Source organism: Gordonia sp. p3-SID1431, from assembly GCF_025143765.1.
GTDB lineage: Bacteria > Actinomycetota > Actinomycetes > Mycobacteriales > Mycobacteriaceae > Gordonia > Gordonia hongkongensis.
The window spans coordinates 1-18,104 of the sequence record NZ_JAMBDT010000007.1 but is presented as its reverse complement, the minus strand read 5'-3'; the positions used below and the strand labels follow the sequence as shown (position 1 = coordinate 18,104).

Genomic DNA, 18,104 nt, shown 5'->3' with positions numbered 1-18,104 from the left:
GTCGAGTGCCCCAGGGAGTTCCGGTCAGCATCCCCGATGACGGCTTGACGACGCGACAGCGCCGTAATCAGCCCGTCCTCGCGGTGCACACCGGCGACGGCAAGGGCAAGTCGACCGCCGCTTTCGGGATGGCGATGCGCGCGTGGAACGCGGGTATGCGGGTCGCGGTGTTCCAGTTCGTGAAGAGTGCGAAATGGAAGGTGGGGGAGGAGTCGACGATGCTCACCCTCGACCGGGTGCACGCGGAGACCGGCGCTGGTGGGCCGGTGGAATGGCACAAGATGGGTCAGGGCTGGTCCTGGTTGCGGGCCAACGACGACCAGGACGACGACCACGCGGCCGCCGCCCGGGCCGGGTGGTCGGAGATCGCACGCCGTCTCGATGCCGGCGAACACGACTTCTACGTCCTCGACGAGTTCACCTATCCGCTTCACTGGGGCTGGGTGGACACCGCCGAGGTGCTCGACACCCTCGCCCGCCGACCCGGACGCCAGCACGTGGTCATCACCGGCCGGCGCGCCCCGCAGGCCCTCGTCGACGCTGCCGATCTCGTGACCGAGATGCACAAGATCGCCCACCCGATGGACGCCGGACGCAAGGGGCAGAAGGGGATCGAATGGTGATCTCCGCGCGGGCGTCGACGCCCGCCGTCGTGATCGCCGCGCCGTCGTCGGGCAGCGGCAAGACCACCGTGACGACCGGCCTCATCGGCGCACTGCGGGCGGCCGGACACCGGGTGGCGCCGTTCAAGGTCGGCCCCGATTACATCGACCCCGGCTACCACGCCGTCGCGGCCGGACGACCCGGACGCAATCTCGACCCGAATCTCGTGGGCGCCGAACGCATTGCGCCGCTCTTCGCCCACGGCGCCGCGGGCGCCGACATCGCGGTCGTCGAGGGCGTGATGGGCCTCTTCGACGGCCGGATCGTGGAGCGCGACAGCGGCAACGGCACGGGTGGCAGTCCAGGTGGCGATGCCGGTTCACTCGGCGTCGGCTCCACCGCGCACGTCGCGTCGATCATCGGTGCGCCGGTGATCCTCGTCGTCGACGCCGCGGGCCACAGCCAGTCGCTGGCCGCCGTGCTGCACGGGTTCCTCTCCTACGACCCCTCGGTGTCGATCGCGGGCGTCATCCTCAACCGGGTCGGTTCGCCACGCCACGAGATGGTGCTGCGACAGGCCGCCGCGCGGGTGGGACTGCCGGTTCTCGGTGTGCTGCGGCGCCACCCGTCGCTGACGGTGCCCTCCCGGCACCTGGGCCTGATCCCGGCCGCCGAACGCAACGCCGACGCGGTCGCCGCCGTGAACGCGATGACCGCGCACCTGCGCGGCGCCCTCGACCTGCCGGCGATCGTGGCCGCCGCCCGCGGACGTGCGGTCCCCGACGCCGCGGCCTGGTCGGCTGCGGAAGCCGTCGCGCCGTATCGTCCCGCCGCGTCGGCCGGTTCGCCGGTGATCGCGGTCGCCGGGGGCGCGGCGTTCACCTTCGGTTACGCCGAGCACGCCGAGATGCTGACCGCCGCCGGCGCGCGCGTCGTCGTCTTCGACCCGCTCGTGGACCGGTTGCCCGCGGAAGCGGCCGGCGTGGTGATCGGTGGCGGATTCCCGGAAGAACACGCCGAGGCGCTGGCCGCCAACGATCTCCTGCGCGCCGACCTCCGGGCGCACGCCGCGGCGGGTCGGCCGATCCACGCCGAGTGCGCGGGCCTGCTGTACCTGTGCACCGAACTCGACGGGCACCCGATGAGCGGCGTCCTCGACATCCCCGGCCACTTCGGCCCGACCCTGACGCTGGGATACCGCCATGCCGTGGCCGTGGGCGACTCGGCCCTGTTCCGGACCGGCGAACGCGTCACCGGTCACGAGTTCCACCGCAGCGGGGTCGGCGACGGCGCGCTCGCCCCGGCCTGGGCCTGGCGGGATTCGGCGGGCCGCGCGTCGATGCACGGGGTCGCGACGGCCGCAGTGCACGCCTCGTACCTGCATCTGCATCCGGCCGCGATCCCGGAAGCGTTGTGCCGCTTCGTGTCCCGATCCGCCGATAGTGGGCGGGTGCCGACGCCCCAGTCCGTCGGCGACGCCCCCGGGGCGTCCTGATGCTGGCGCACCGGCTCCGCGAGACGCTCGACGCGCTCGCCGATCACGGTGCCGACGATCCCGCCCTGCTCCGGGAACTGCTGGAGGCGGTGCTGGTGGTCGGGCAGGGGGTCGAACTCGACCGCGCGCTGCAGCGCATCGTCGAGGTCGCGGCGGGACTCGTGGATGCCCAGTACGGTGCCCTCGGCGTGCGCGGACCGGACGGCGGGCTGAGTGAATTCGTGCACATCGGCATCACCGACGCGCAACGCGCCACCATGGGTCATCTGCCGGTCGGCCGCGGGGTCCTCGGCCTGCTCATCGACGACCCCCGCCTGCACCGCATCCACGACCTCGGCGCTCATCCGACGTCGGTCGGGTTCCCGCCCAACCACCCGCCGATGCACACCTTCCTCGGTGCTCCGATCATGGTGCGCGGCGAGGTGTTCGGCAGTCTCTACCTGACCGAGAAGCGGTCCGCGGAGGACTTCTCCGAGGTCGACGAGACCGTCGTCGCGGTGCTGGCGGTGGCCGCCGGGATCGCCGTCGACAACGCGGGTCTCTTCGAACGGGCCCGCACCCGCCACCGCTGGATGCAGGTCCTGGCCCGGCGTGGGTCGGAGCCGCTGGCCGGAATCGCGCTGTCGGACACCATGTCCCGGATGTGCGCCGATGTCGCCGGTCTCGTCGGCGCGGTCGATGTCTACCTGCTCACCGAGATGGCGGGGGAGGTGGAACTACGCGGGCACACCGGCGATCCGGTGGAGATCGAGAACTTCATCCCGCCGGACGCCACGGCGCTGCGGGTGCAGCGTTCCGGCCAGATCGCCGAGTCGCTGATACGGGGCGGCGCCCGCTGGACCTCGGTGCAACCCCTCCAGCGCGCATCGGGGGCGTTCGGCTGGATGCTCATCACCCACCGTAACCGCCCCTACTGGGACGACGAGGAGATCGCCGGGCTCGCCGGTGTCGCCGAGGTCGCCTCGCTGGCGGTCGTCTACGCCGAGCAGCAACAGATCGCCCGCGATCTCGAGGTCCTCGAAGACCGGCACCGCATCGCCCGCGACCTGCACGATCATGTGATCCAGCGACTCTTCGCGGTCGGGATGTCGGTACAGACGTTGCTGGCCGGGACCACCGATCCGGCCGCCGCGGCCGCGCGCCTGGAGCAGATCATGACCGACCTCGACCGCACGATCGCGCAGATCCGCACCTCGATCTTCGACCTGCAGACGCCCTACGGAACCGACATCGGCCCGACGCTGCGGCGGCGGGTGCTCGACATTGTCTCCGAACTGTCCGGGCACGCGTCGATCTCGCCGAGCGTGGAGTTCGACGGCCCCGTCGACACGGTGGTCCCGGACTCCCTCGGACCACACATCGACGCCGTCCTGCGAGAGGGCTTGAGCAACGCGCTCCGGCACGCGCGGGCCGACCACATCGCGGTGTCGGTGACCGCCGACGACGTCCTGACCGTCGAGATCAGCGACGACGGGGTCGGCATCGGCGCCGACGTCACCTATCGGGGTCTCGAGAACCTGACGCGCCGCGCCGAGGACTGCGACGGGACGTTCAGCATCGTCACCCGCCCGCGGGGGACGAGTGGGGGCGGGACGAGCGAGGGCCGGACCAGCGGCGGCGGGACGACGCTCACCTGGTCGGTGCCGCTGGTGGGTTGACTCACTCCTTGCCGTCGCGGAGTCTGGTCGCCATCACGGCGACCTGGGTGCGTCGCTGCATGTCCAATTTGCCCAGGATGCGGGACACGTAGTTCTTGATCGTCTTCTCCGCCAGGAACATCCGGCCGGCGATCTGCCGATTGGTCAGGCCCTCGCCGATGAGGGCGAACACCTCGCGCTCCTGATGGGTGAGCTCGGCGAGCGGATCCTTCTCGGTCTGCTTCTCGTTGCGCAGCTTGGCGAGCAGGGCCGCCGTGGACCGATCGTCGAGCAGTGAACCGCCCCGACCGACGGTCCGGACCGCGGCGACCAGGTTGTGCCCCAGGATCTGTTTGAGCACGAAACCCGAGGCGCCGGCGAGGACCGCGGCGAGCAGTGCATCGTCGTCGGCGTAGCTCGTGAGCATCAGGCACTTGATCCCCGGTTCGGCCGCGCGGACGTCCCGGCACAGCTCGACCCCGTTGCCGTCGGGCAACCGGACGTCGAGCACGGCGACATCGGGCTTGGTCGCCAGGATGCCGACGAGGGCTTCGCCGACCGAGGCCGCCTCGCCCACCACCTCGATGTCGCCGGCGGTCCCGAGTAGGTCGCGCAGACCGCGCCGGACGAGTTCGTGGTCGTCGACGAGGTAGGCGCGGACCGGATTCGGGGACGGGGTCGGATCGGCGGTGGCCGAATCGGTCGTGGCAGGGGACATGGGTCTGAAAGTACCGGATGTGCGGCGCCGGGAAGTCGCGACGTCGGACCCCATACAGGCGGGACCTTCGCCTCACGAGCACCACCCGTCCCGCCGCGCAGAGTGGATGGTACGACCCCCGCTGTGATCAGGAGAGCACGTGACCACCCTCATCGGACCCCCCGACGCCGAACCCGCCGACCGCGGCATGACCGGTTCGGATCTACTGCGTGAACTGCTGCCCGTGTGCGAGACCGAGGTCGAGCGGCACATGAAGATGACGCGCGACTGGCACCCGCACGACTACGTGCCCTGGGACGACGGACGCAACTTCGCGGCTCTCGGCGGACTCGACTGGGATCCGGCACAGTCCCGGCTCTCCGACGTCGCCAAGGCCGCGATGATCACCAACCTGCTCACCGAGGACAACCTGCCGTCGTACCACCGGGTGATCGCCGACAACTTCACCCTCGACGATGCCTGGGGCTGGTGGGTGGGGCGCTGGACGGCCGAGGAGAACCGCCACTCGATCGTGATGCGCGACTACCTGGTGGTGACCCGCGGTGTCGACCCGGTCGAACTCGAAGAGATCCGCATGGCGCACATGACGTCGGGGTTCAACCCCCTGCCCGACGACGACGGGCAGCGCGACCACAGCTTCGACATGCTGTTCGCGGTCGCGTACGTCAGTTTCCAGGAACTGGCCACCCGGGTCTCGCACCGCAACACCGGGAAGGCATGCGGGGACCCGATCGCCGACCGCATGCTGCAGCGTGTCGCGGCCGACGAGAACCTGCACATGCTCTTCTACCGCAACATCGTCGCCGGCGCGCTCGACCTCGTTCCCGACGAGACCATGGCCGCCATCCACGCGATCGTGACCAACTTCCAGATGCCCGGCGCGACCATGCCGAACTTCCGGCGCAACGCCGTGTTGATCGCCAAGGGCGGCATCTACGATCTGCCGCAACACATGTCGGACGTCGTCATGCCCGTGCTGCGGAAGTGGCGCATCTTCGAGCGCGACGACTTCGGGCCGGTCGGCGAGCACTACCGCGAACGCCTCGCGGAGTTCCTGGAGGAGATGGACGTCAAGGTGCGCAAGTTCGAGGAGTCGCGGGAGCGGGCGCTGCAGCGCCAGCACGCACGAGAACTGCGGGCCCGGTGACCGACGTGACCGTGACCGAAGTGAGGGGGACCGGCGCTGGGAAGTCCGCCTCCGCCCCTGCCGGCTTCGCCACCGCGATCGCCATGGCCGAGGCCGCCGTGGATCGGAACCCGCTGTGGTGGAACCAGATCCGGATCAACGCCGACGACTCGCTGGATGCCGCGTTCTGCACGTCGAGCCTGCTCGGGGCGCTCCTGCAGTCCGCGGCCCACCGGCTCGGTGTCCCGGCTGCCGATGTGTGGGCCCACGTCCGCCGGACGGGTGAGTTGCCGCTCTAGATCAGCTGTCCCGGTAAGGTCAGCTCCCATGTCCGAGCCTGCCTCCGCCGTGTCTAATGTCCCGGGGTCGAATGTATCGGGGTCGAATGTCCCAGGACCCCCGAACGTCCCCGGGCCCGATGCTTTCCCCTCCGGCGAGGGGCACTACCTGGTCGGCCTCGACCTCCGCGGACGCAAGGTCGTCGTGGTGGGCGGCGGGTCGGTGGCGCAGCGGCGGCTGCCCAATCTGGTCGCTGCGGGTGCCCACGTGCACGTCATCGCGCTCGATCCCACCCCGGCCGTCGAATCCTTCACCGGCATCACCGTCACCCAGCGCCGCTACGCCGACGGTGATCTGGAGGGCGCCTGGTACGCGATGGCCTGCACCGACGATCCCGCCGTCAACGAGGCGGTGGTGGCCGAGGCCGAGCGCAGGCACACGTTCTGTGTCCGGGCCGACGACGCCCGCCACGGCACCGCCGTCACCCCGGCATCCGGCCGTCACCGCGACGTCCAGTTCGGCGTCCTCGCCGGCGGCGACCACAAACTGTCGGCCGCACTCCGCGCCGCGATGAGCCGTGCCCTCGCCGAGGGGTCGCTGAGTGTCGACGACGCCGCCCCGCACGCCGCCGGCGTGGCCCTCGTCGGTGGCGGTCCCGGCGACCCCGACCTGATCACCGTCCGCGGCCAACGGCTCCTCGCCGAGGCCGACGTGGTGGTGGCCGATCGGCTCGCGCCCCCCGAACTGCTCGCCGAACTCGGCCCGCAGGTCGAGGTGATCGACGCCGCCAAAGTGCCCTACGGCCGCGCGATGAAGCAGGAAGCCATCAACGACGTCCTCGTGGAGAAGGCCAAGGAGGGCAAGTTCGTGGTCCGCCTCAAGGGCGGCGACCCCTATGTCTACGGGCGGGGTTTCGAGGAACTGCAGGCTTGTGTGGCCGCCGGGGTCCCGGTCACCGTGGTGCCGGGGATCAGCAGCTCGATCGCCGCACCGGCATCGGCGGGCATCCCGGTGACGCACCGCGGCGTCACCCACGAGGTCGTGATCGCCTCGGGCCACGTGCCGCCCGGCCACCCCGACTCGCTGATCGACTGGTCGGCCATGGGCAAGCTGCGCGGCACCCTGGTCCTGATGATGGCGGTCGAACGCGTCGAGGTCTTCGCCGACGCCTTGCTCGAGGGCGGCCGGCGGCCCGACACCCCGGTCGCGATGATCGAGAACGGATCCCTGCCGACCCAGCGTCTGCTGCGTACCGATCTCGCCCACGCCGGCGAGGTCGCGGAGGCCGAGGGGCTGCGTCCGCCCGCGATCGTCGTCATCGGCGACGTGGCCGCGTTCACCGAGGGCGCCTGACCGGATCAACCCAAACCGGATCAACGCAGATTGGCATGTCCCGGCGGTCGGCCGGTACGGTCGTTCTCTATGTCGACTCCCGGAGCTGCGAACACCGGAACCGTGAACACTGGAACGGTGAACACAGGAGCGGGGAACAGCGAGCAGTTCCGTCCGGTCTTCGGACTGCCGATCCTGGTGCTGTCCGGGATGCAGTTGCTCGTCGTGCTCGACGGCACCGTGGCCGCGCTGGCGCTCCCGAGCATCCGCGACGCGCTCACGCTCTCGGAGTCCAGCGCCAATTGGGTCATCAGCAGCTACGTGCTGGCGTTCGGCGGTCTCATGCTCCTCGGCGGCCGACTCGGTGACACGTTCGGGCGCAAACGGATGTTCATCGTCGGCGTGGTCGCCTTCACCCTCACCTCGCTGCTGTGCGGACTGGCCTGGAACGAGGCGAGCCTCCTCGCCGGCCGGGCCCTGCAGGGCGCGTCGGCGGCGATCGCGGCGCCCACCGCCATGGCGCTGGTCGCCACCACCTTCGCGCCCGGCAAACCGCGCAGTCAGGCCTTCGCGGTCTACGCGGCCATGACCGGCGTGGGATCGGTGGCCGGGCTCATCCTCGGCGGGGTGCTGACCGAGCTGTCGTGGCGCCTGGTCTTCCTCATCAACGTGCCGATCGGTCTGATCGTCGTCGTCGGGGCGATCGTTGCGCTGCGGGAATCCCAGGGTGAGCGGCTGCCCCTCGACGTGCCCGGCGCGGTCCTCGGCACCCTCGGTTGCACCCTGCTGGTGCTCGCGGTGAACGAGGGGCCCAACGGTTGGACGGCGCCGGTCGTGGTCGGCTCGTTCATCCTCGGCGCCCTCGCCCTGGCCGCGTTCATCGTGGTCGAACGGCGCGCCCGGAACCCACTGCTGCCGTTCTCCCTCTTCGACAACAGCTCCCGCGTCGCAGCCCTGCTCGCCATCCTGCTCGCCAGCATGATCATGATGTGCATGGCGGTGTTCATCTCGCTGTACCTGCAGGGCATCCTGCAGTACTCGCCGATCCAGAGCGGGCTCGCGGTCGTGCCGTTCGCGTTCGGGCTGGGCATCGCCGCGGCGATCGCGTCGAAGCTGGCGCTGATGATCCAGCCGCGCTGGCTCGTCCTGGTCGGCGGCGCGGTGATCCTCGTCGGCTGCCTCTACGCATCGTCGATCGCGACCGACTCACCGGACTACTTCCCGAGCATCTTCGTCCCCGTCGTCGTGATCGGCTTCGGCGTCGGTCTGGCAGTCATCCCGCTTACCTTGTCCGTGGTGGCCGGGGTGGGCACCACCGAGATCGGCCCCCTGACCGCGCTCGCGCAGGTCGCGCAGAACCTCGGCGGGGCCGTCGGCCTGGTTGCCGTCGGTGCGATGGTCACCTCGCGCGCGCTGTCGAAGGGCGGCACCACCGCGCCGGTCGAGACGATGAATCCCACCCAGCTCGCCGCGCAGGCCGAGGGTTACGGGCTGGCCTTCGCCGCCTGCGCGGGCATCGCCGTCCTCGCCGCGATCGTCGTGCTGTTCATGCGGTTCACGCCCGAGCAGGTCGCCGAGGGACAGGCCGCCCAGGAAGCCGCCGACGCCGGGCTCGACGCCGGGCTCGACGCCGAGCCGAACACCCCGGGGTCCGACACCCGGCGATGAATTCCGGCGGACGCACGGTCGGTCCCGGTATGGACGCCAAGAATCTCGCTGAGCTCTACGACATCGGCACACTCGACTGGCAGCCCGTCGCGGCCCGATTGACCGCCGGGGTGTCCCAGGCGCCGGGGACCGGTGGTCCCGACCGGCACACGTGGTGGATCGCCACGATCAACGCCGACGGCAGCCCGCACGTCACCGGAATCGGGGCGCTGTGGCATCGGGACGCGATCTGGCTGGAGACCGGTCCGTCGACCCGGAAGGCGCGCAACCTCGCCCGCGACCCGCGCTGCACCCTGTCGGTGGCACTCGACGAGGCCGACCTGGTGGTCGAGGGCGACGCGAACCTGGTCACCGAGCCCGCCGTCGTCGCCGAGATGGCGGAGCTGTGGGCGGGCGACGGGTGGCCGTGCCGCGTCGACGAGTCGGGTGCCGCGCTGACCGCCGACTTCAGTGCGCCGTCGGCCGGCCCGCCGCCCTGGTATGTCTACCGGGTGACGCCGCGACGGGCGACCGTCCTGCAGACCGTGGAGCCCGGTGGCGCAACCCTCTTCGACTTCGACGCGCAGTAGCGTCGCGGACCTCGGTGCCGGGTCAGTCGGTCAGTACGACGATGCGGTCCGGCGCTTCGATCTCGACCCGCTGCCCGGCGTCGGCGAGGACCGCGGCCACACCGTTCACGTCGCGTACGGAACGCCGCGTGCGGACCAGCTCGCGGGCCATCAGACCTTTGTAGTGCTTGTTGAAATGGCTGACCACCTTGCGTGAGCCGTCCGGTTGTTCGGTCATCACGGTCGCCGTCACCGCGCCGCGCACCGGACCGAGCTGGTGGTAGACGCCCGAGCGCAGGTCCACGACGAAGTCGTCGACCGCGTCCAGCGCGGGGGACAGGTCCGGTTTCCACAGCGCCGCCAGGGTCGGCATCCCGGGCAGTTTGGACCCGCCCGAGAGTCGATACGCGGGAATCGGATCCGGTGCCCGCACGACACCGAACAGCGCCGACCCGATCGCCAGCCGGTCGGCGGCCTTGGTCTTGCCTGCCCGAGTCAGCGACCGGTGATCGAGGGCGTCGTAGAGGACGCCGGTGTAGCGCTCGAGAGCCGGCCGGGTGGGGGACAGCCACAGGTCGGCGTTGCGGTCGACCTCGTCGAGCTGGGTGGCGCCGAGCCCGAGCGCGGTACGACTGGCCTCGAGGTCGTCGGCCAGGGCGACGAGCGCGTCGGCGACCTGCTTGCGGACCGGGTTCAGCTCGGGGAAGGACAGCGTGTCGAGATCCAGGGGAGCGCCGCGCCCGCCGTCGGATTTTGTTTCGGAGGGAGGCAGGATGACGAGCACCGCAACACCATAACTAAGCTGGTTGGTCGTGATCACACGCATGTCGACCCTGTTCCTGCGGACCCTGCGCGACGACCCCGCCGACGCGGAGGTCCCCAGCCACAAGCTGCTGGTCAGAGCCGGCTACATCCGCCGAGTCGCGCCCGGTGTGTACTCGTGGCTGCCGCTCGGTCTACGCGTGCTGAAGGCGATCGAGAACGTCGTCCGCGAGGAGATGAACGCCATCGGCGGCCAGGAGATCCTGCTGCCCGCCCTGCTGCCCCGCGAGCCCTACGACACCACCAACCGCTGGACCGAATACGGCGACTCGCTCTTCCGCCTCAAGGACCGCAAGGGTGCCGACATGCTCCTCGGCCCGACCCATGAGGAACTGTTCGCGACGCTGGTCAAGGGCGAGTACTCGTCGTACAAGGACATGCCGGTCATCCTCTACCAGATCCAGACCAAATACCGCGACGAGGAACGGCCGCGCGCGGGCATCCTCCGCGGACGTGAGTTCGTGATGAAGGACGCCTACTCCTTCGACCTCGACGACGACGGACTCAAGACCGCCTACAACGCGCACCGTGAGGCGTATCAGAAGATCTTCGAGCGGTTGCGGATCGAGTACGTCATCGTCGCCGCGACCTCCGGCGCGATGGGTGGCAGCGCCTCCGAGGAGTTCCTGGCCGAGTCGGCGGTCGGCGAGGACACGTTCGTGCGCTGCGTCGAATCCGGCTACGCCGCCAACGTCGAAGCGGTCATCACCCGCGCGCCCGACCCGCTGCCCTACGACGACCTGCCCGCGGCGGTCGTCCACGACACGCCCGGTACCCCGACGATCGACAGCCTGGTCGACTGGGCGAACGCGACGCTCGACGGGCAGTACACCGGCGCCGACACCCTCAAGAACGTGCTCGTGAAACTCCGTGTGCCGGGCGGTGACTGGGAGATCACCGGCATCGGTGTTCCGGGCGATCGCGAGGTCGACTTCAAGCGTCTCGAGGCGTCCGTCGAACCCGCCGAGGTCGAATTGCTCACCGACGCCGACTTCGCCGCCAACCCGTTCCTGGTCAAGGGATACATCGGACCGAAGGCGCTGGCCGACAACGGCATCCGCTACCTCGTCGATCCGCGGGTGGTCGAGGGGACCTCCTGGATCACCGGCGCCGATGAGCCGGGCCGGCACTACGTCGGACTCGTCGCCGGCCGCGATTTCACGCCCGACGGGACGGTCGAGGCCGCCGAGATCCGCGACGGCGATCCGTCGCCGGACGGCGCCGGACCCCTGGTGAGTGCCAAGGGCATCGAGATCGGGCACATCTTCCAGCTCGGCCAGAAGTACACCGACGCCTTCGAGGTGGACGTCCTCGGCGAGAACGGCAAGCCGGTCCGCCTGACCCAGGGTTCTTACGGTGTCGGGGTGTCGCGCCTCGTCGCGGTCATCGCCGAGCAGTCCCACGACGACAAGGGCCTGCGCTGGCCGAAGTCGGTGGCGCCGTTCGCGGTTCACCTCGTCATCGCCAACAAGGACGAGGCCGCCGTCGCCGGCGCCGAGCAGCTCGCCGCCGACCTCGACGCGGCCGGTCTCGAGGTGCTCCTGGACGACCGGAAGGCGTCGCCCGGAGTGAAGTTCAAGGACGCCGAACTCCTGGGGATGCCGACCGTGGTGGTCGTCGGTCGCGGATATGCCAACGGCATTATCGAGATCCGCGACCGCTTCACCGGTGAGGCCACCGAGGTCGCGGTCGACACCGCGGTCGACGCGGTGGTGGCGGCCGCCCGCGGCTGAGGCGGCTCAGCCGTCCGCGGGGGAGCCGGGGAACGCCACCGTGACCGGGCTCTCCTGCAGAGCCACCCGCCAGCGCGCGGCGCGCACCGCGCTGTCCGACAGCCCGTCGGCGCCGATCCGGCGTCCGGTCTCGTCGTCGGCCTGCTCCAGCAACGCGCGATAGGCGCTCGCACAGTCGATCTCGGCGCCGAGCGCGGCGCGGGCCGCCGTGGTCGGGTCGGTGACCTCGATCGGCAGCGAGTAGCCGGCTGCCGCCAGCGGCGGTGTGTTCCCCGCCGCCTCGATCGTCCGGTCGATCTCGTCGCGTCGGGCGCGATGGGCGTCGGCGTACTCGGCGACGGTGCGTCGACGGGAGGCGGCGACGAAGGCGGTGATGACGCCGTAGGTGAAGATCGCGGCGTTCTCGGTCTCGGCGGCGACGACCAACGGGTCGTCGGGATCTGCTTGCGCGGCCGGTGAGTTCGACGCCGGTGTGTTCACGGGGGACGTCATGCCAGTTGCACCTCTCGCATCGAAGTGACGGCCGCGGCGACCGACCCGGTCAGCCCGGCTGCGTACCCGGCGGCGCCGAGCGCGACCCGGCGGGCCTGCCCGGCCGCGGCGTCGAGATCGACGCGCAGTCGAGCCAGGGACGGTGCCGCCGGTGGGGCACCCGCCGGGGATGTCGAGGCGGTCGCCGAGGTGGCGGGACGGTCGAGTGTCGCCGCCACCTCCTGGTCGAGCCGGATGATCTCCTCGCGCAGTGCGCGAGCGTGCTGGGCGCGCTGATCGGCCACGACACCGAGTGCGGTGGCGTAGGCGGGCTCGACGGCGACCAGGGCGCGCGCGGTGCTCTCGTCCGCGGACGCCGAGCGCACCAGGGGCACCAGGCTCTCGGCCAGCAGGGTCTCCGCGGAGGGCGACGAATCGCAACCGGTCAGTCCGACGCCGGCCGCCCCGGCACCGACGACGACGGCGCCCGCGAGGAGTCCGCCGCGCAAGGCGGTGCGCCGGTCGATCGGGTGCCGCAGGGTCCGTCGCTCGATCGGGGGCATGCTCACCCGGGACATCATGCCAGCAGTTCTCCGCGCGATCGATCCACTAGGATGTTCGGAGCAACGTCGTGCGAGACCCGGCACGGCCCGACAACTGAAGACGAGGGGAGTGGCATGCCGATCAGCCCGACGCAGGTGCGCGAACTCGTCGAAAAGCTTGTCGCCGAGCGGGGATTCGACCTCGAGGACATCACGGTGCGCAGCCGGGACGGCCAGGAGGAACTGTCGATCGTGGTCGACCGCGACGGTGGCAGCGACCTCGACGTCCTCGCCGGACTGAGCACCGAGATCTCCGACCTCCTCGACGCCACACCCGACTTCGCCGACCTCGCCTACGTGCTCGAGGTGACCTCGCGCGGCGTCGACAGCCCGCTCACCCTGCCCCGGCACTGGCGTCGCAACACCGGTCGGCGCGTCGTCGTGGAGGTCGACGGCGGACCCGGGTCGCAGCCGCGCACCGTCGCCGGACGCATCGGCAGGCTGCTCGACGACCCGGCGCCGGCGGTCGAGGTGGTCGCGAACCACAAGGGGCGGATCGCGGTGGAGACCGTCGACCTCGCCTCGGTGACCCAAGCCGTGGTGCAGGTGGATTTCTCTCAGCCGAGCGTCCGCGAGCTCGAACTGTGCGGCCTCGAACCCGACGAGATCGAAGCGCGCCGCGCCCCCGCGGCCGCGCGACAACTGAACACCACAAATGAACACGACAAGTGAATAGGAGACCGACGACATGAACATCGACATCGCCGCCCTGCGCATGATCGAGGCCGACAAGGGCATCTCGATCGAGACCGTCATCACCGCCATCGAGACCGCTCTGCTGACGGCCTACCGACACACCGACGGTTTCGCGCCGCACGCCCGCGTCGACGTCAACCGCAAATCCGGCGCCGTCCGCGTGATGGCGCAGGAGGTCGACCAGGACGGCAACGTCGTCCACGAATGGGACGACACGCCCGAAGGATTCGGCCGCATCGCGGCGACGACCGCACGGCAGGTCATCCTCCAGCGCCTGCGCGACGCCGAGAACGAGAAGAACTTCGGCGACCTCGTCGCCCACGAGGGTGAGATCGTCGGCGGCGTCGTGCAGCAGGACTCGCGCGCCAATGCACGCGGGATGGTCGTCGTCCAGATCGGCAGCGACGCCAACTCGACCGAGGGCATCATCCCGCCCGCCGAGCAGGTGCCCGGCGAGGTCTACACCCACGGCGACCGGATCAAGTGCTATGTCGTCGGCGTGAGCCGCGGACCGCGCGGTCCGCAGATCACCCTGTCCCGGACCCACCCGAACCTGGTGCGCAAACTGTTTTCCCTCGAAGTGCCCGAGATCGAGGACGGCAGCGTCGAGATCGTCGCCGTGGCGCGCGAGGCCGGCCACCGGTCGAAGATCGCGGTGCACACCGGCGTGGCCGGCCTCAACGCGAAGGGCGCGTGCATCGGTCCGATGGGCCAGCGCGTACGGAACGTGATGAGCGAACTCGCCGGCGAGAAGATCGACATCATCGACTTCGACACCGACCCGGCGGTCTTCGTCGGGAATGCGTTGTCGCCCGCGAAGGTTGTCTCGGTGACGGTCGTCGACGCCGCCGCCAAGGCCGCGCGGGTCATCGTGCCGGACTACCAGCTGTCGCTGGCCATCGGCAAAGAGGGCCAGAACGCCCGGCTCGCGGCCCGGCTCACGGGGTGGCGGATCGACATCCGGTCCGACGCCGCGCCGGCGGCCGAGGGCGGGCCGGAGTGACGCGCAGCAGCCGATTGTCCCCGCCGGGCCCGCTCGCGCTAGACTGATCGATGGTTCAGCGATCCGCCCCCCGTTCGCCAGCCGGCGGCACACCCATCCGGATGTGCATCGGTTGCCGGCAGCGGGCAGAGGCCGGCGAGTTGGTCCGTGTCGTCGCACAGCTGTGCGGTGACACCCCGACAGTCGTGGTCGATCCCGCGAAGACCATGCCGGGACGAGGCGCGTGGCTGCACGCGCGGTCGGAGTGCATCTCCACCGCGACGCGACGCCGGGCCTTCGCCGCGGCACTCCGGACCCCCGGTCTGACCGTGGACCCGGACGATCTCACCGAACAGCTCGGCGCGATCACCCACCAGAGGATGGCTCCCCGGAGCCGGAACAGGTAGCAGAAGACATGAGCACACCGTGAAGTCACGATGAGCATGTACCGGACTTAAATCGAGGCCGTAGCGGGTGAGCCGCTTGGCCTCCAAGTGAGGAGAGCAGTGGCAGGCAAAGCCCGCGTGCACGAACTGGCCAAAGAGCTCGGCGTCACGAGCAAGCAGGTGCTCGAGCGTCTGAAGGAGCAAGGCGAGTTCGTCAAATCGGCGTCGTCGACGGTAGAGGCCCCCGTGGCCCGTCGACTGCGTGAATCGTTCCCCGGCAAGGACGGGGGAGCCAAGGACTCCAAGTCGTCCCCGGCCCCCGGCCCGCGCCAGAGCGCCAAGCCCGGACCCAAGCCGTCCGGCAACACGAACGCACCGAAGCCCGGTGCACCCGCAACCCCGTCGGCGCCGGTCGCCGACCGTCCGAGCCCCGGCCCGCGCACCAACGCGCCGAAGCCGGGCGCACCCAAGCCCGCACCCGCACCGGTGGAGACCCCGGCGCCGGCGCCCGCCCCAGCGGCGGAACGCCCCAGCCCGCGTCCGACTCCCTCGGCACCGGCCCCGCAGGCCCCGGCCGCGTCGGCAGCACCGTCTGCTCCCACGTCGAGCCCGGGTCCGCGTCCCGGCCCGAAGCCGGGCCCGCGCACGCCGCGGGTGGGCAACAACCCGTATTCGTCGGCACCGGCGCCCGCGCCGCGTCCGGCTGCCCGTCCCGGACCGGGTCAGGGCGGTCCGCGTCCCGGTGGTGGTCGTCCCGGCGCCGCCGGCCAGGGTGGTCCGCGTCCCGGTGGCGGTCGTCCCGCCCCCGGCCAGGGCGGTCCCCGTCCCAATCCCGGCAACATGCCCCCGCGTCCGAGCCCCGGCGCCATGCCGTCGCGTGCGGCCCGTCCTGACGCCCGTCCGGGTGGTCGTGGTGGTGCCGGCGGAGGCCGTGGTGGTCCCGGCGGCGGCGGTGGTTACCGCGGCGGTGGCGGCGGAGCCGGTGCACCGGGAGGACCTCCCGGTGGCGGTTTCCGCGGTCGTCCCGGCGGCGGTGGCGGTGGCGGCCGTGGACGTGGCGGCGCAGCAGGCGCCTTCGGTCGTCCCGGTGGTGCACCGCGCCGTGGTCGCAAGTCGAAGCGGGCGAAACGCGCCGAGTACGAGAACATGCAGGCGCCGGCCGTCGGTGGCGTCCGGCTGCCGCGCGGCAACGGCGAGATCATCCGTCTCGCCCGTGGCGCGTCGCTGTCCGATTTCGCCGACAAGATCGACGCCAACCCGGCCTCGCTGGTGCAGGCGCTGTTCAACCTCGGCGAGATGGTGACGGCGACCGAGTCGGTCAACGACGAGACGCTCGAACTGCTGGGCTCGGAGATGAACTACCGCGTCCAGGTGGTCAGCCCCGAGGACGAGGATCGCGAGCTGCTCGACAGCTTCGACCTCACCTACGGCGAGGACGAGGGCGGCGAGGAAGACCTCGAACAGCGTCCGCCGGTGGTCACCGTCATGGGCCACGTCGATCACGGTAAGACCCGACTGCTCGACACGATCCGCAAGGCCAACGTCCGGGAGGGCGAGGCCGGCGGCATCACGCAGCACATCGGTGCCTACCAGGTGAACACCCACCTCAACGGTGAGGATCGCCTGATCACCTTCATCGACACCCCGGGTCACGAGGCGTTCACCGCCATGCGTGCCCGCGGCGCCAAGGCGACCGACATCGCGATCCTCGTGGTCGCGGCCGACGACGGCGTCATGCCGCAGACGGTCGAGGCGGTCAACCACGCCCAGGCGGCCGACGTGCCGATCGTGGTCGCGGTGAACAAGATCGACAAGGAAGGCGCCGACCCGCAGAAGATCCGCGGGCAGCTGACCGAATACGGTCTGGTCCCCGAGGAGTACGGCGGCGACGCCATGTTCGTCGACATCTCGGCCAAGCAGGGCGAGAACATCGACGCACTGCTCGAGGCCGTCCTGCTCACCGCGGATGCGTCGCTGGACCTGCGCGCCAACCCGGACATGGACGCCCAGGGTGTCGCCATCGAGGCGCACCTCGACCGCGGCCGCGGCCCGGTGGCGACCGTGCTGGTCCAGCGCGGCACGCTGAAGGTCGGCGACTCGATCGTCGCCGGCGACGCCTACGGACGAGTCCGACGCATGGTCGACGAACACGGCGACGACGTCCCCGAGGCGCTGCCGTCGCGTCCGGTCCAGGTCATCGGCTTCACCTCGGTCCCCGGCGCAGGCGACAACCTGCTCGTGGTCGAGGAGGACCGCATCGCCCGGCAGATCGCCGACCGGCGCAACGCGCGCAAGCGCAACGCGCTGGCCGCACGCAGCCGCAAGCGGATCAGCCTGGAAGACCTGGATTCGGCTCTCAAGGAGACCAGCCAGCTCAACCTCATCCTCAAGGGTGACAACTCGGGTACGGTCGAGGCCCTCGAAGAGGCCCTGCTGAACATCGAGATGGGCGACGAGGTCTCGCTGCGGATCATCGACCGCGGTGTCGGTGGCGTCACCGAGACCAACGTCAACCTGGCGGCGGCCTCGGATGCGATCATCATCGGCTTCAACGTCCGGGCGGAGGGCAAGGCCACCGAGCTGGCCAACCGCGAGGGCGTCGACATCCGGTACTACTCGGTGATCTACCAGGCCATCGACGAGATCGAGAGCGCGCTCAAGGGCATGCTCAAGCCGATCTACGAAGAGGTGGAGCTCGGCCGCGCCGAGATCCGCGCGATCTTCAAGTCGTCGAAGGTCGGCAACATCGCCGGTTGCCTCGTGCAGTCGGGCATCATGCGGCGTAACGCCAAGGCCCGCCTGCTGCGCGACAACGTGGTGGTCGCCGAGAACCTCACCGTGTCGTCGCTCAAGCGTGAGAAGGACGATGCCACCGAGGTTCGCGAAGGCTACGAATGTGGTCTCACGCTGACCTACTCGGACATCAAGGTGGACGACGTGATCGAGACCTACGAGCTGCGGGAGAAGCCGCGCGACTGATCGCGGCGACGACCACCCTCGTACGAC

At 70.5% G+C, this 18,104-nt stretch carries 17 protein-coding genes; 13 read left to right on the top strand and 4 right to left on the bottom strand.

Annotated features, from left to right (window positions below):
* Nucleotides 1–5: 5 nt before the first annotated feature.
* Genes cobO through M4D77_RS03390 form a run of 3 tightly spaced genes read left to right on the top strand, consistent with a single transcriptional unit; the run spans nt 6 to nt 3,756 of the window.
* A complete protein-coding gene (gene cobO, locus M4D77_RS03400) occupies nt 6–623 on the top strand; it encodes a cob(I)yrinic acid a,c-diamide adenosyltransferase (RefSeq protein ID WP_159370648.1) in 618 nt (205 codons plus the stop codon).
* Nucleotides 617–2,098, top strand: coding sequence for a cobyrinate a,c-diamide synthase (locus tag M4D77_RS03395; RefSeq protein WP_259935554.1), 1,482 nt, complete (start codon nt 617–619; stop codon nt 2,096–2,098). The genes cobO and M4D77_RS03395 overlap by 7 nt, the downstream gene beginning before the upstream one ends.
* Entirely contained in the window at nt 2,098–3,756 is a 1,659-nt protein-coding gene (locus tag M4D77_RS03390; RefSeq protein ID WP_065628960.1) for a GAF domain-containing sensor histidine kinase, read from the top strand. Before M4D77_RS03395 ends, M4D77_RS03390 begins: the two co-directional genes overlap by 1 nt.
* Before the next feature lies 1 nt (nt 3,757).
* On the opposite strand, the gene M4D77_RS03385 is transcribed toward M4D77_RS03390, so the two are convergent.
* Nucleotides 3,758–4,453, bottom strand: a complete 696-nt coding sequence (locus M4D77_RS03385; RefSeq protein WP_065628959.1) for a response regulator transcription factor — start codon at nt 4,451–4,453, stop codon at nt 3,758–3,760.
* A gap of 139 nt (nt 4,454–4,592) precedes the next feature.
* On the opposite strand from M4D77_RS03385, the gene M4D77_RS03380 reads away from it, so the two are divergent.
* The 5 genes from M4D77_RS03380 to M4D77_RS03360 all read left to right on the top strand — a co-directional run bounded on the left by M4D77_RS03380 (nt 4,593) and on the right by M4D77_RS03360 (nt 9,427).
* On the top strand, nt 4,593–5,600 hold the full coding sequence (locus M4D77_RS03380) for an acyl-ACP desaturase (RefSeq protein WP_065628958.1): 1,008 nt from the start codon (nt 4,593–4,595) through the stop codon (nt 5,598–5,600).
* Nucleotides 5,601–5,611: 11 nt separating this feature from the next.
* Entirely contained in the window at nt 5,612–5,878 is a 267-nt protein-coding gene (locus M4D77_RS03375; protein WP_139104503.1) for a hypothetical protein, read from the top strand.
* Between the two features lie 28 nt (nt 5,879–5,906).
* Nucleotides 5,907–7,211 (top strand): uroporphyrinogen-III C-methyltransferase, encoded by a 1,305-nt coding sequence (gene cobA, locus M4D77_RS03370; RefSeq protein ID WP_247451958.1) that lies wholly within the window; start codon nt 5,907–5,909, stop codon nt 7,209–7,211.
* 189 nt (nt 7,212–7,400) lie between these two features.
* Nucleotides 7,401–8,858 carry a DHA2 family efflux MFS transporter permease subunit gene (locus M4D77_RS03365; RefSeq protein WP_065629077.1) on the top strand — a complete coding sequence of 486 codons (1,458 nt, stop codon included), beginning with the start codon at nt 7,401–7,403 and terminating at the stop codon, nt 8,856–8,858.
* 29 nt (nt 8,859–8,887) lie between these two features.
* On the top strand, nt 8,888–9,427 hold the full coding sequence (locus tag M4D77_RS03360; protein WP_247451959.1) for a pyridoxamine 5'-phosphate oxidase family protein: 540 nt from the start codon (nt 8,888–8,890) through the stop codon (nt 9,425–9,427).
* 22 nt (nt 9,428–9,449) lie between these two features.
* On the opposite strand, the gene yaaA is transcribed toward M4D77_RS03360, so the two are convergent.
* Nucleotides 9,450–10,232, bottom strand: coding sequence for a peroxide stress protein YaaA (gene yaaA / locus M4D77_RS03355; RefSeq protein ID WP_259935553.1), 783 nt, complete (start codon nt 10,230–10,232; stop codon nt 9,450–9,452).
* Between yaaA and M4D77_RS03350 the strand changes: the two genes are divergently transcribed.
* Entirely contained in the window at nt 10,231–11,961 is a 1,731-nt protein-coding gene (locus M4D77_RS03350; RefSeq protein WP_259935576.1) for a proline--tRNA ligase, read from the top strand. The two genes, yaaA and M4D77_RS03350, sit on opposite strands and share 2 nt — an antisense overlap.
* 6 nt (nt 11,962–11,967) lie before the next feature.
* On the opposite strand, the gene M4D77_RS03345 is transcribed toward M4D77_RS03350, so the two are convergent.
* Together M4D77_RS03345 and M4D77_RS03340 are read right to left on the bottom strand one after the other, a co-directional pair.
* Nucleotides 11,968–12,453: a ferritin-like domain-containing protein gene (locus M4D77_RS03345; protein ID WP_259935552.1), complete on the bottom strand. Its 486-nt coding sequence runs from the start codon at nt 12,451–12,453 to the stop codon at nt 11,968–11,970.
* On the bottom strand, nt 12,450–13,013 hold the full coding sequence (locus M4D77_RS03340) for a hypothetical protein (protein WP_058250128.1): 564 nt from the start codon (nt 13,011–13,013) through the stop codon (nt 12,450–12,452). Before M4D77_RS03340 ends, M4D77_RS03345 begins: the two co-directional genes overlap by 4 nt.
* Nucleotides 13,014–13,109: 96 nt before the next feature.
* On the opposite strand from M4D77_RS03340, the gene rimP reads away from it, so the two are divergent.
* From rimP to infB, 4 genes are all read left to right on the top strand, one after another.
* Nucleotides 13,110–13,706: a ribosome maturation factor RimP gene (gene rimP, locus M4D77_RS03335; protein WP_259935551.1), complete on the top strand. Its 597-nt coding sequence runs from the start codon at nt 13,110–13,112 to the stop codon at nt 13,704–13,706.
* 16 nt (nt 13,707–13,722) lie between these two features.
* A complete protein-coding gene (gene nusA / locus M4D77_RS03330; protein WP_058250130.1) occupies nt 13,723–14,733 on the top strand; it encodes a transcription termination factor NusA in 1,011 nt (336 codons plus the stop codon).
* A 101-nt stretch (nt 14,734–14,834) separates the two neighbouring features.
* Nucleotides 14,835–15,119, top strand: a complete 285-nt coding sequence (locus M4D77_RS03325; RefSeq protein WP_058250131.1) for a YlxR family protein — start codon at nt 14,835–14,837, stop codon at nt 15,117–15,119.
* 99 nt (nt 15,120–15,218) lie between these two features.
* On the top strand, nt 15,219–18,077 hold the full coding sequence (infB, locus tag M4D77_RS03320; RefSeq protein WP_259935550.1) for a translation initiation factor IF-2: 2,859 nt from the start codon (nt 15,219–15,221) through the stop codon (nt 18,075–18,077).
* Nucleotides 18,078–18,104: the final 27 nt, after the last annotated feature.